This is a genomic window from Anabaena sp. UHCC 0253 (assembly GCF_009712085.1).
In the GTDB taxonomy this organism is placed as follows: Bacteria; Cyanobacteriota; Cyanobacteriia; order Cyanobacteriales; family Nostocaceae; genus Dolichospermum.
In genome coordinates this window covers 389,690-402,762 of record NZ_VILD01000001.1, presented here as the reverse complement: position 1 = coordinate 402,762, position 13,073 = coordinate 389,690, and the positions used below count along the sequence as shown (strand labels likewise).

General features: G+C 36.4%; 11 protein-coding genes. 8 read left to right on the top strand and 3 right to left on the bottom strand.

What is annotated here, in order from left to right; all coding sequences use genetic code 11:
- The coding region (locus FJR38_RS28000) for a pentapeptide repeat-containing protein (RefSeq protein ID WP_254449312.1) at nucleotides 1–331 on the bottom strand (331 nt) is incomplete at its 3' end.
- A 300-nt stretch (nucleotides 332–631) separates the two neighbouring features.
- Here FJR38_RS28000 and FJR38_RS01790 point away from each other — a divergent pair.
- From FJR38_RS01790 to FJR38_RS01765, 6 genes are all read left to right on the top strand, one after another.
- A complete protein-coding gene (locus FJR38_RS01790; protein WP_168494917.1) occupies nucleotides 632–1,108 on the top strand; it encodes a DUF29 domain-containing protein in 477 nt (158 codons plus the stop codon).
- A gap of 271 nt (nucleotides 1,109–1,379) precedes the next feature.
- Nucleotides 1,380–1,640: a hypothetical protein gene (locus tag FJR38_RS01785; RefSeq protein WP_168535060.1), complete on the top strand. Its 261-nt coding sequence runs from the start codon at nucleotides 1,380–1,382 to the stop codon at nucleotides 1,638–1,640.
- Nucleotides 1,641–1,678: 38 nt separating this feature from the next.
- A complete protein-coding gene (locus FJR38_RS01780; RefSeq protein WP_168535058.1) occupies nucleotides 1,679–2,140 on the top strand; it encodes a DUF29 domain-containing protein in 462 nt (153 codons plus the stop codon).
- A 181-nt stretch (nucleotides 2,141–2,321) separates the two neighbouring features.
- Nucleotides 2,322–3,578, top strand: a complete 1,257-nt coding sequence (locus tag FJR38_RS01775; RefSeq protein WP_168535056.1) for a VWA domain-containing protein — start codon at nucleotides 2,322–2,324, stop codon at nucleotides 3,576–3,578.
- Complete coding sequence (locus FJR38_RS01770; protein ID WP_168535054.1) at nucleotides 3,575–4,855, top strand: VWA domain-containing protein; 1,281 nt, start codon at nucleotides 3,575–3,577, stop codon at nucleotides 4,853–4,855. The genes FJR38_RS01775 and FJR38_RS01770 overlap by 4 nt, the downstream gene beginning before the upstream one ends.
- Before the next feature lie 158 nt (nucleotides 4,856–5,013).
- Nucleotides 5,014–5,406 (top strand): VOC family protein, encoded by a 393-nt coding sequence (locus FJR38_RS01765; protein ID WP_168535052.1) that lies wholly within the window; start codon nucleotides 5,014–5,016, stop codon nucleotides 5,404–5,406.
- A 29-nt stretch (nucleotides 5,407–5,435) separates the two neighbouring features.
- Here FJR38_RS01765 and FJR38_RS01760 read toward each other — a convergent pair whose 3' ends face one another.
- On the bottom strand, nucleotides 5,436–9,224 hold the full coding sequence (locus tag FJR38_RS01760) for an NACHT domain-containing NTPase (protein WP_168535583.1): 3,789 nt from the start codon (nucleotides 9,222–9,224) through the stop codon (nucleotides 5,436–5,438).
- A gap of 414 nt (nucleotides 9,225–9,638) precedes the next feature.
- Here FJR38_RS01760 and FJR38_RS01755 point away from each other — a divergent pair, with 414 nt between their 5' ends.
- Entirely contained in the window at nucleotides 9,639–9,962 is a 324-nt protein-coding gene (locus FJR38_RS01755; RefSeq protein ID WP_168535050.1) for a type II toxin-antitoxin system RelE/ParE family toxin, read from the top strand.
- Between the two features lie 84 nt (nucleotides 9,963–10,046).
- Here the strand turns inward: FJR38_RS01755 and mrdA are convergent, their stop codons facing one another.
- A complete protein-coding gene (gene mrdA / locus FJR38_RS01750) occupies nucleotides 10,047–11,825 on the bottom strand; it encodes a penicillin-binding protein 2 (RefSeq protein ID WP_168535048.1) in 1,779 nt (592 codons plus the stop codon).
- A 99-nt stretch (nucleotides 11,826–11,924) separates the two neighbouring features.
- Here mrdA and FJR38_RS01745 point away from each other — a divergent pair, with 99 nt between their 5' ends.
- On the top strand, nucleotides 11,925–13,061 hold the full coding sequence (locus FJR38_RS01745; protein ID WP_168535046.1) for an ABC transporter ATP-binding protein: 1,137 nt from the start codon (nucleotides 11,925–11,927) through the stop codon (nucleotides 13,059–13,061).
- The last annotated feature ends 12 nt before the right edge of the window (nucleotides 13,062–13,073 follow it).

Here is a 13,073-nt window from a genome sequence, read left to right as displayed (position 1 = left end):
TGACAATACAAAAGACTGTCACAATAACCAGGGAAACTATTCCAGCAATAAAGTTTTCAGAGTTGTTGGTATCAAAAATAAATGCTACAAATACGCCAATGAAGATTGAGAAAACCCCTGATAGTGCTGACATTAGCAACACGCCTATGAGCAAACCAATTACCCAACGTCGTTGTAGTCCAGCCTTAGCACCACTAAAATCAGCACCTTTAAGAATGGCGTTGGTAAAATTTGCCCCTCTAATATCAGCTTTGCTAAAGTTAGCTCCTGTCAGGTCTTTACCTTTAAAAGAGTGTCCTCGGAGATTTTTACCGGAGTAGTCTGGCGGCATAATCGCGTCAGTAAGAGTTTATCCTATTAGATTTTATACTAATTAGGCATTATTCCTGGTTTTAGCAGAATTTTGTTAAGTTTGGCTTTTTGTAATAGAGGCAAATATTTTTAAACTAAATTAAAATAAGTAGTGAGACAGAATTAATTACACAATGTCATTGCGTATCTCTGACGGGAGGCGTTAGCTATATGCAACGAAGTAGAATGAAGCAATGCCAACCCTTGCGATTGCTTCGCTTCGCTCGCAATGACTGTAAATATTTTTGTCCAATTACTTAAGAACTTTTTCAGGAAGATTATGAACAATCAACTCTATGAACAAGATTTTAATGTTTGGCGAGAAACTATCATTAAAAAAATCAAACAACAAGATTTTAATGATATTGATTGGGAACATTTGCTTTTAGAATTAGAAGATATGGGGAAATCAGAAAAACGGTTATTTTTGAGTAATTTAACTATCTTAATTGCTCACTTACTCAAATTGACGGTTCAAGCTGATGCTCCCGAAATGATGAAAGGAAGTTGGTACAGTTCTGTTACTGAACATCGGTTTCGAGTTAAAAAAGATTTAGAAGAAAATCCTTCTTTTAAAAATTATCTCCATGAAGTTATTTCTATTGCTTATGCTGATGCTCGGAAATTGGCAATTAAAGAAAGCAAAAATGCTAAATTGGGAGTCAGAAAACCAGATGAAACAGAATATGCTCTTGATTTTCCTTTTACTCTAGAACAGTTATTAGATGAAGATTTTTATGGGGATTTAGGAGAGTGAGGTTATATAGGATTACTATTTGAATTTTGAACAGGATTAGGTATTGTAGGGTGCGTTAGGATGAAATCCGTAACGCACCAAACCCTTGAAAATGGTGCGTTACGCTGTCGCTAACACACCCTACGTATATTTTCAATAATCAAACCGGATTACTATATATGGGTAGTTACTTAATACAGTTTTACATAAACGCTCCATGTAATATTTATGCAAGGATTTGGGAAAAGGCTGATGATTTGATATCTTAAATAAAATAGCAGATAGTAAAAATATGCAAAGTATCAAAATTCGTTCCTACGTAGGTAAAGATGGGATGCTTCATTTAGATATCCCTCTGGAGATGTCAGAAACAGAATTAGAAGAAACAGTAACATTTAAAGCTGTTAATCAAACAATCAAAATTGACAAAAATCAAGAACTCAAAGATTTAGAAGGGCATGATTTTATTAAAAGGACTTATGGCTGTTTAGCCGATGACCCAATTAGTAAATATCCTCAAGGTGAATATGAAGAAAGAGACGCAATAGAATGATTTAATGATAGGATTATTGCAGGAGGTTAGAAATCATTATGACAACACATCAACCAACAGTCATTACCAATAATAATCTTTACGAGCAAGATTTTTATCTGTGGATAGAAACCATATCTAAACAATTAAAAGCAGGAAAAATTGCAGAAATTGATTTAGCAAATCTGATAGAAGAAATTGAAAGCATGGGAAAAAGTGAAAAACGGGAGTTAAAGAGCCGTTTAATTGTGCTATTAATGCACTTACTAAAATGGCAATATCAACCTGAAAAACGTAGTGAAAGCTGGCGCAGTACGATTACAGAGCAACGTATTTGTATTGAATTATTATTAGAAGATAGTCCTAGTTTGCAACCTCTACTTATAGAAATATTTGCAGATTGTTATGAAAAAGCTCGTTTAAAAGCATCTGAAGAAACAGGAATTAAATTAAATTTCTTTCCTAAAGAATCTCCTTTTAGTTTAGAAGAAACCCTAAAAAGTTACTTTTTGAATAATTAAAATATATCAAGTTTCATGTTTATTTGCTCACATTTCAGGTGCTGTTTTAGGGAAAATTAAGGCTTTTATTCGAGTAATTCTCAGCCTGTGACTCCTAAATTAACTTATTTTCCGTAGTGTAGAGGATGTCATGTGAAGTTATATATAAAATTATGTGTGAACTAGATAGGAAATTGAAATTATGAAAGTTAATTTACAAGTAGCCTTAAATGATGCAGGTGTGGATGTAAATCAAGCCAGCACTCAACGTCAATTAGCAATTTCGGTTTCTGCTAGTGGTGAAACTATAGATCGGACTGTGCCATTGAACTTATGCTTAATTCTTGATCATAGCGGTTCAATGACGGGGAAATCCCTGGAAACTGTGAAAAATGCGGCTTGTTTGTTGGTAGATCGTCTCAGTTCTGAAGATCGTCTCAGTGTTGTCGTTTTTGATCACCGGGCTAAGGTTTTAGTTCCAAATCAGTTAATTACAGATCGAGAAAATATTAAAAAGCAAATTAAGCGGCTAGAAGCTGATGGGGGAACGGCTATTGATGAGGGTTTACGCTTGGGAATTGAGGAATTAGCTAAAGGTAAACATGATACCGTTTCTCAAGCATTTTTACTCACTGATGGGGAAAATGAACATGGTGATAACGATCGCTGTTTGAAATTCGCCCAATTAGCCGCCAGCTATAATTTAACTCTGAATACATTGGGATTTGGTGACAATTGGAATGATAAAGTTTTAGAAAAAATCGCTGATGCTGGGATGGGAACGTTGTCTTATATTCAACACCCAGATCAGGCTGTAGCTGAGTTTGGACGGTTGTTTAGTCGGATGCAAACAGTGGGATTGACTAACGCTTATCTGTTAATATCACTGTTGCCAAATGTGCGTTTGGCTGAACTCAAACCGATCGCTCAAGTCTCACCAGATACGATTGAGTTACCAGTACAAACGGAAAGTGATGGCCGATTTGGGGTCAGATTGGGCGATTTAATGAAAGACGGAGAACGGGTAGTTTTAGTTAATATTTATTTGGGACAGTTGCCAGAAGGTAAACAGGCGATCGCTAATCTGCAAGTTCGCTACGATGATCCTGCCCATAACCAAATCGGGCTATACTCTCCCAATCTACCAATTTACGCCCAAGCCACCAGGGACTACCAACCATCGCCAAATCCCCAGGTACAACAATGGGTTTTAGCTTTAGCCAAGTATCGTCAAACTCAATTAGCAGAAACGAAATTACAGCAAGGTGATCGGGCTGGTGCAGCGACGATGTTACAAACGGCGGCTAAAACTGCTTTGCAAATGGGAGATGCGAATGCGGCGACGGTGTTACAAGTATCTGCTACTCGCTTACAGGCTGGGGAAGAGTTATCGGAAAGCGATCGCAAAAAGACCAGAATTGTCTCGAAAACTGTGTTGCAAGATGCTGCTCCTCAATGAAAGTTCAACTAACATCGGCTCTAAATGATACTAACGTTGATGCTACCCAACAGAGTAATCAACGTCAACTCTCAATTTCTATTTCCGCTCTGGCTGCTGAATTTGAACAAACTTTGCCCTTGAATCTCTGCTTGATTCTTGATCAAAGTGGTTCTATGTCGGGAGAACCGATGAATATTGTGGTTCAAGCAGTCGAGCAATTATTAGATCAGTTAAAGGTAGGCGATCGCGTCTCTGTGGTCGCCTTTGCGGGGACTTCTGGGGTCATCATCCCCAATCAAATCGTCCAAGATATCGAAACCATCAAAACCCAGCTAAAAGCCAAGCTCAAGGCTGCTGGCGGGACTGTGATTGCTGAAGGTTTATCTTTGGGAATTACAGAACTACTCAAAGGCACAAAAGGGGCTGTTTCCCAAGCTTTCCTCCTCACAGATGGACATGGGGATAATGGTTTAAAGATTTGGAAATGGCAAATTGGACCCAATGACAATAAACGTTGTTTGCAACTTGCCAAAAAAGCCGCCAAACTGAACCTCACCATTAACACTCTTGGTTTTGGTAATGATTGGAATCAGGATTTATTGGAAAAAATTGCTGATGTCGGTGGTGGGACTCTAGCTTATATTGAGAATCCCCAACAAGCCGTCACTCAATTTGCGAGGCTGTTTCGACGGGTGCAGTCGGTGGGATTAACAAATGCCCACTTACTCCTCTCCTTAGTTCCTGGTGTGCGTCTAGCAGAACTCAAACCCGTTGCCCAAGTTGCCCCCGATACCATTGAATTACCAGTAGAAACAGATGCAAATGGGACTTTGGTAGTGCGGTTAGGGGACTTAATGAAAAATTCAGAACGGGTAGTTTTAGCGAATATTTATTTGGGACAATTACCAGAAGGGAAACAAGTCATTGGCCATATCCAAATTCGCTATGATGATCCATCTCTGAATAAACAGGGGTTATTTTCTCCATTAGTGCCAATATATGCTAATTTCACGAAGACTTATGAACCTGCTCTTAATTCCCAGGTGCTACAGTCTATTTTGCTATTAGCTAAATATCGTCAAACTCAATTAGCCGAGGCAAAATTAGAATTAGGCGATCGCACTGGTGCAGTCACAATGTTACAAACAGCTGCTAACACCGCTTTACAAATCGGTGACACCAATGCAGCCACAGTGTTACAAGTTTCTGCTACTCGCTTGCAAGCTGGTGAAGAACTAACAGAGAGCGATCGTAAAAAAACTAGAATGGCATCAAAGACAGTTTTGAAAGAATAGTATGCGGCGATTAGAAATCGCTACTACACAAATCAAGTCCGCGTAGGCGGACTAACAGAAAATTAATGTGTTATAACCCACGCAGGCGGTCACGGAGCTTGCCGAAGTGTGGGTTTTGTCTGTGTAGCCGCGATTTCTAATCGCTGAGGATAGTTTTTATGAAAATTTCCGGTGTTCATCATGTTGCGATTATTTGTTCTAATTACCAAAAATCCAAACATTTCTATGTTGAAGTTTTAGGATTTGAGATTATTCATGAGACATTTCGGACTGAGAGAAATTCTTATAAATTAGATTTAAAAGTAGGAAATACCCAAATTGAACTTTTTTCTTTTCCTAACCCTCCCGCAAGAGTTGGTTATCCTGAAGCCTGTGGTTTAAGACATTTGGCTTTTGTAGTTGAGGAAATTGAAGACAGTGTAAATTACTTAAACTCTCATCATATCGAAGTTGAAAATATCAGAGTTGATGAAATTACAGGTAAAAAATTTACTTTCTTTAAAGATCCTGATAATTTGCCTTTAGAAATTTATGAATTTAGGACAATTTAATCTGAATATCAGAGAATATTTTTAGTTTTTCACCCCATTTCATTAATCCAGCTTTGAATTGCACTGAGTAAGTTTGGTTGATTTTGTGGAAAACCTTTCAATGGTGCGTCTAATGGTTGTTCTGTGATAAAGGCAATGTGTAAGACATCTGTTAGTTTATTGCAGAATGTGATCATTGTCTGATTTGGTTCGCAGTTGTTGATAATTAAAGCGATATTTTCGGTTTGCAGATGTTTTTTAATTTGGGGAATTTTACTTTTTAGTTGAGGTGCGTTGTTAACTGCGGGAATGTCTGTATTTTCGGAACAAGCTGTAAAGTAAATTTGGTTGCAAATTTCTTGAGATATTTCTATGATATCTGTTTCATTTTGGAGGATTTTTAGGTTGAGGGTAAGGGGATATGTTTTTTCTGTGGGTTGGAGTTTGGAAAGGTGAGAATGAGTATCTGTAAATTGGTTTTCTAGGGTTTGAATTGGGGATGATTCACCATGCCAAGCGTGGTAAAATTCAGGATATGTCATATTTTGGGCGTAGCAATCAAGGAATTGTCTACAAATTTCATAAGCAATTGAACTGGATGGACGATTATCTATGATAAATTTTTGGTACTCATATGTTCGAGTAAAAGAACTAGAGTCTAAAACTTCCTCTCCTTGTAATTTTTTATTTTTATTCCATTCCTTACCTGCGTTATCACTCCATTGCGATAGAGTTTCTTGCCATTGTTCATGTTCTTGAAACCATCTAGGAAACTGTTGACAACAAATATTAAAATTACCTTCAAATATTTCCTTAATCAAGGGTATATAAAGATTGGCATCTTTATGCAATATGTGGTTATATATACGTTTAGAGTAAAAGATATATCTGACAATTATTTCTTGATCATTGTCTGGTAACGAACGTGTATATAAAAACCAAAAATGTTGTCTAGATTCGTCAACTTTTATGAGGATATTATTACTAGATAATTGGAGTAATTTATCTATATTATATTCTAAAGCCTCCAAAAGACACTCTAAGGGATAGAAACTATTTGCGAAAATATTTGCGGAAACACAAATCAAGTCTATTAAAACTTTTAGAGCAGTGCTATTATTAAAATCTAGTTCTAACAACTCTTTAGCTATCTCTGCTTCTAAGCTGTTATGTTGCCCAATAGATATTCCATTGAGCATCTCACTAAGCAATTTTTCCAATGTATTAATTACTATTTCATTACCAGGCTCAATCTTACCAAAGATATAAGCTGATTTTGCACGTATTAAGGTATTATCATCAGATTTTATTAAGTGATTGAGTAACTGTCTAAACTCAGAACTATCAACACCTATTTCCTGTAACATTTTCAGTAACTCAATACGAATATACCAATTTGGATTAGTCTTTATATTTGTGATAGCCTTGCTAACTAATAGAGAATAATCATAATTTTGTATATTTCTCAGTTTCTCAACAGCCCAGACAATTTTGGGAAAAATATTCTCATTGTCATAGTAGTAGTCAGGATCATCCTCATATTCATGTTCGCTACATATACTTTCCATTACATCAATTATCGTTTCAATGGAATTTTTATCTCTAGGTTTAAACTCACCCAATTTGATGGCTGCACACAAACATATATCTATATCCTGACTATGTAGCAGTCGTGAAAATATCTCACTATATCCAACATCAAATAAGGTACTAATGATTTCATATTTTCTGTGATAATTTCCACTTTCGATCCCCTTCAATAATACCTGAATAATATCTTCAATATGAGATATGGATTCATGAGGTTGTTTAGTGTTGTTATTGATGTGAATAAAATCTTTAGCGATCTTTTCTGCTGCCATTCTCTGTTTGTTTACATCTGTGTCATTTAGCAATTCGATTAAGTGATCTAGTTCTTTACCAGAAAAAATATCAGATTTTGGTAATATAGTTGTTTGCTCAATATCAAAATTCTGCTCTGATATCTGTTCTAAATTTAAGCTATCAGTCGAAGCATTAGCTCCTTTATCTCGTGAACTAGCTAAGTATTCACGCATGAATTGTTTAATATCTATTTCTGTACTATTCTTTGTTAACGAGTCTATGATATTATCAATTATCTTACGTGCTTTCTGTTCATAAAAACCCCCACAATTATCTTGAAAATTGTCTACATAATTTACAAAATCCAGGTTTTTATTAAATTTCAAAGCATCTGTTTTCATGCGTTCCATCCACAAAATAATTACCTCCTTCCATTTATCTTCAAAAAATCGGTATGTTCCTGTATTTGGATTATCAGAAACATGATTTAAAAAATCACGCCAATCATCAATTACCAAAGCTGCAAAATATTCCTGAAAATTAGCATGAAAAAAAGCATAAACAGCTTCATTACTATTTGCATCTCTATCTACCTGATTTAACCAACCTACATTACAAGCTAGGTCAAATAAATCTTGACCCATTTCTTGAACTGCTAAACTTTCATTTAGTCGAAATCTAGCATCACTGTTAATTCCTGCTAAAGCTAATCTACCTAACCCTCGATGTAATTCTTGTTTTAAAGTATAGTTTAAATTTTGAGGTACTAACTCACGTTTCCAAGCATAAAAATTCTGCGTGTATAAACTATAAAGTTCTGCTTTAGTTTCTGGTAAATTACCATGCTTATTGTTATAAAAAATCTGACACAATAAACATAACCTCAAAGGATTGGTAACTAATTCACAAATACGCTCTTTTCCTGGTTCTCGTAATTTGGTCTTTAGTTCCTCTCCTTCCTGAATTTTATTATCACATTTAAACCATTCTTCAATAAAATTATCAACTTGTTCAGGTTTAAATTCCTGGGTTTTATAGGTATCAAAACCAGGTAAGTCATTATTAGTAATACTTGCATCCCAAACATTTAACCTACAAGTTAAAACTACTCGCGCTTTTCCTAACCAGTCTGTCAATGCTTGAGAAATTTTACTTAATGTTTCTCCTGGTGAAGATTCTCCTATTTCATCAACACCATCCAACAGCAACCAAACACCACCTTTATAAAAGCGTGTATTTAGTTGTTTCTCTATTTCTGAAGTAGTATTTAAATCAGGATTAAACAATTTTATTGCATCAGGTAGCCATTTTTTTAGTAGATATTCCTCTAATGTCATCTCTTCCAAACTACCAAGAGATATAAAAATGGGTAAATTTGAAGTTTTATTTTTTATATATGAACCAACAGCACTTAATAAAGTGGTTTTACCTGCTCCCGGTTCTCCAACTATAGCAATATGCTTGTTTTTTCCAGTAGAATTTTGATTTATTACCTGTTCCAGAAAATCATTATGTTCGTAAATTTTAGCAATGACTTCCTTTTCTAACCGATAAACCTCTCTTCTATCAACATTCTTATCTCGTCTTTGCTGGTGTTTGCGTTCTACTAAACCCAGTGGGACAGGTGGAAAATCTAACTCAAATCCCATTTCAGAAGCATTTTTTCTGATCTGTTTTTGCTGGTCTTCTAGTTTTGTGTGGCAAATTTTTAGCCAGTCAATTTCGTTTTGTTCTTGTACGGTAGTTTCTAGTGATGGATACAACTCATTTAAATCAATGATGTCTGCTGATTGTAAATCCAAAACTTGAACAATCGCAATAGCAGTATTTTCATCAACTGGCTTCCCATAAAAAAAGCGTTTGATAGTTTTTTCATCTAGTCCTGTTGCGTCAGCAATATTCGGAAAAGTCCAAGGTTTGCCTTTTTGATTTCGTTTATTAGCCTTACTCTCTTGAAGTTTCTGTCTTCCTTCTAAAGTGGCTTGAACACTACGAGGCTTACGGTTTTGATTCATTGGTAAACAAGTGATTTACTGAACTTCATTCTTACCGTAATCAATTTGAGCTTAATGAGCAAGGGTAAATTCGGTGAACTTAACTAGAATTTATCTTCCCCGAACTTCTATTGAAACTTTTTTCCAAACTTCATAAGCTCGAATCATCACCCTAAAAACAACGTATTATGAATACTTTAAAAATTACCAATACTGGAAAATATTCATAATATCCGATTAATTGAAGCAAATCTTTTTCACTACTATCTTGGTTATGCAGGGAGAGTTGATTGTGTGGCGAATTATTGCAATATTCCCTGTGTGATTGAATTTAAAACCGCAGACCGCATCAAACCTCTTTATAATGCAGCGAGGTGAAGGCAAAAAAGCCGATGATTTTTTTAATGAATTGTTTAATAAATTAGACAATTCCCAATGAATGATAAATATCAAATTGTCATCCAACCAGAAGCACAAAAAGCTATAGAAGAAGCTTATTTCTGGTTTAGTAATATTTCTCCCTATAAGGATAGAACATGGATAGAGGGATTATATAAATCTATATTATCCCTAGAAAAAATGCCTTATCGCTGTTCTCTAGCATTTGAAAATGAGTTTTTTGAACAAGAACTGCGACAACTTATATATGGTCAAGAAAGAACCGCCTATCGGATTATTTTTACAATTGTTGATGATAATGTTCAGATTCTTTTTGTGAGACACACTGCTCAAAAACCGATAGTAGATGAATCCGAATAATTTACGAATTCAGGATTACCAATTACCAATTACCAATTACCAATTACCAATTACCCATTACCCATCACCCATTACCCCAATTACCTACTTTCGAGAAAAATGCTTTTGCATTATTTCTAAAATCATGGGTGCAGCAACACTACCACCACCACCACCGGAATGTTCAGCAAAAGCCACCACTAAAATTTCTGGTTTATCAGCCGGTGCATAAGCCCCAAACCAAGCATGATTTTCTTTAACTCTTCCCCTCCAAGCTTCAGCAGTACCACTTTTACCAGCTATAGGAGGAAGAGAGGGGACATTTAATACCTTACCTGTACCTTCAGTAATTACCTTCCGCAAACCATCACGCAAAATTTTAATGGTTATGGGTTTGAGATTTAATGATTCTCTCCAGCTTTTTGCTTCTTCATTATCTTTAAGTAAATGTGGTTGTACCAGATAACCACTATTGGCAGGCACAGCGAACATGACAGCGACTTGTAAAGGAGTTGTTTGTAAAGCCCCCTGCCCAATAGACATATTCACTGTGTCACCTACACTCCAAGGTATCTTCCATGCTTTCCGCTTCCAATTATCATCGGGAACTAAACCTTTAGCTTCTTCTGTAGTAAAGTCAAAACCAGTTTTTCGACCAAATCCATATTTACGAGTCCATTCAATCAATGTTGGTCCACCAACTCTTTTAGCAATTTGATAAAAGAAAGTATCGCTACTCCACTGCATAGCGCCTACAAAACCCAAAGGTCCAAAACCCATATGATTCCACTCACCAAACCTAGTTCCACCAATTGTTAAAGAACCATAGGTTTGCAATACTGTGTCAGGAGAAAATTTACCTGATTCTAGTGCAGCCGTTGTCGTCACAATTTTAAAGGTACTTGCTGGAGGAAAGGCACTGATAGCACGATTTACTAAAGGATGTCGAGAACCTTGGACGGTTTCCCAATCTTTTTGGGAAAGTTTTTGTTTAGAAAAGATATTGGGATCAAAGGTAGGATGAGAAACCATGGCTAAAACAGCGCCATTTTTGGGGTCAATTGCGACTATTGCCCCATTCCGATTACCTAAAGCTTTTTCTGCTGCTATTTGTATATTTAAATCTATGGTCAAGCGCAGATCATTACCAGATTTTGCTTGCTTAGTTCCTAATACTCGTAAAGGTCTACCGCTGCCATCTACTTCTATTTGCTGACCTCCCCATTCGCCTCTTAATACTTTCTCATAAGCTTTCTCTACTCCCATTTGACCAGTGACATCTCCCAATCGGTAGCCTTCAGTTTTCTTTTCTTCTAACTGTTCAGCCGTAAGTTCACGAGTATATCCTAGTATATGAGCCAATTCTCTGCCGTGAGTATAATAACGGACAGCTTCAGTGTTGATTTCTACTCCTGGCAGTTCACTTTCGTACTCTCTTAATGCTGTGACCTGTGCTTCATTTAAGTTACGAGCAATGCGAATCAGCGAAGAAGGATTGACAGTAGATTGTTTAAGTATTTTTTCGATTTCTTCTTGAGGGATGTCCAAAATTTTTGATAACCGTGGACCAACAATTGACCATGAGGGATTTTCATGTGCCATTGGCCACAAATACACAGATCGAGGATAACGAGTGCTGGCTAACAGTTTGCCATTCCTGTCAAAAATATTACCCCTTTCTGGTTGTTTGGGAATAATCCGAACTCGGTTGGATTCTGCGCGTATGCGGTGGTTTTTGCCTTCTAATATTTGCAAATAGACTAACCGAGCGCTGATTCCAGATAACATTAATAATGTGAATAAAATTACAAATGTAGATTGGACACCACGTCCAACTGTGCGTGTATTTTTTTGACTACTAAGTAATGGTGGTAAGATAGCCATAAGACCAAAAGAAATTTTGGGATGAACAGGGAACAGTTAATAAGTAACTAGTGACAACTGACAACTGACAATTAATATCAGGGCATTCTACTAAAGATTATGGCTCAAACTGTGGTACAGAATCAAAAAGGTTTAAAAACATTACAGCCACTTGATGTTGAATTGCGTAATGTGTTCAAGTTTTTCAACCAAGAACCCGCAGTACATGGAGTGGATTTGGATGTTAGACAGGGAGAGTTCTTTAGCATTTTAGGTCCTTCTGGTTGTGGAAAGACAACGACACTCCGCTTAATTGCTGGGTTTGAGAGGGTTGACGCTGGTAAGTTGCTAATTCAAGGTCAGTTAATGACCGATATTCCTCCTCATCAGCGACCTGTGAATACTGTATTTCAAAGTTATGCTTTGTTTAATCACTTGAATGTGTGGGAAAACATTGCTTTTGGACTGCGATTAAAAAAAATATCTAAATCAGAAATTTCTAGTCGTGTCACAGAAGCTTTAAAGCTCGTAAAAATGGAAAGTTTGCGATCGCGCGTTCCCAGTCAATTATCAGGTGGACAACAACAACGGGTAGCTTTAGCGAGGGCTTTGGTTAATCGTCCCGCAGTCATCCTCTTAGATGAACCCCTGGGGGCATTAGATTTGAAACTTCGTAAAGAGATGCAAGTTGAATTATCCAATCTTCACAAGGATTTAGGGTTAACTTTTGTTATGGTGACACACGATCAGGAAGAAGCACTATCTTTATCTGATCGGATTGCGGTAATGAATCAAGGCAAAATAGAACAAATCGGTACTCCTAGCGAAATTTACGAACGCCCCCAGACGGCTTTTGTGGCTGATTTTATTGGTGATACCAATCTATTTAGTGGTGAAATTGCGGAAATAGATGCAGAATGTATCAAGATTTCCACTAAAACTGGATTAACCATAATTGTTAATCGTAGTCAACAAACACCCATGGAAATGTCCCAAAGTGTTATCGTCAGTGTCCGTCCTGAAAAAATTCAACTTTCTCTTTATCCACCTAATATACCTACAAACTGTTTTGAAGGACGGCTAATTAATGTCATGTATTTAGGTACTCATGTTAATTATGTGGTGGAATTAATCAACGGTATTAATATCAATGTTTTACAACCTAATAGTTATGGTAGCTTACCAGATCGGCATACGCCCATTTATGCTTGGTGGGAAAAAGCTGACTGTTTAGCTATTAGCCAAGTTGATAATTGACCATTATCAATT

Bases quoted from the DNA above. Each gene is read 5' to 3' on its own strand.
- FJR38_RS01790 (WP_168494917.1), top strand. From the start codon at position 632: ATGAACAATCAACTCTATGAACAAGATTTTAATGTTTGGCGAGAAACT.
- FJR38_RS01755 (WP_168535050.1), top strand. From the start codon at position 9,639: ATGAATGATAAATATCAAATTGTCATCCAACCAGAAGCACAAAAAGCT.
- FJR38_RS01765 (WP_168535052.1), top strand. From the start codon at position 5,014: ATGAAAATTTCCGGTGTTCATCATGTTGCGATTATTTGTTCTAATTAC.
- FJR38_RS01745 (WP_168535046.1), top strand. From the start codon at position 11,925: ATGGCTCAAACTGTGGTACAGAATCAAAAAGGTTTAAAAACATTACAG.
- FJR38_RS01760 (WP_168535583.1), bottom strand. From the start codon at position 9,224: ATGAATCAAAACCGTAAGCCTCGTAGTGTTCAAGCCACTTTAGAAGGA.
- FJR38_RS01775 (WP_168535056.1), top strand. From the start codon at position 2,322: ATGAAAGTTAATTTACAAGTAGCCTTAAATGATGCAGGTGTGGATGTA.
- FJR38_RS01785 (WP_168535060.1), top strand. From the start codon at position 1,380: ATGCAAAGTATCAAAATTCGTTCCTACGTAGGTAAAGATGGGATGCTT.
- FJR38_RS01780 (WP_168535058.1), top strand. From the start codon at position 1,679: ATGACAACACATCAACCAACAGTCATTACCAATAATAATCTTTACGAG.
- mrdA (WP_168535048.1), bottom strand. From the start codon at position 11,825: ATGGCTATCTTACCACCATTACTTAGTAGTCAAAAAAATACACGCACA.
- FJR38_RS01770 (WP_168535054.1), top strand. From the start codon at position 3,575: ATGAAAGTTCAACTAACATCGGCTCTAAATGATACTAACGTTGATGCT.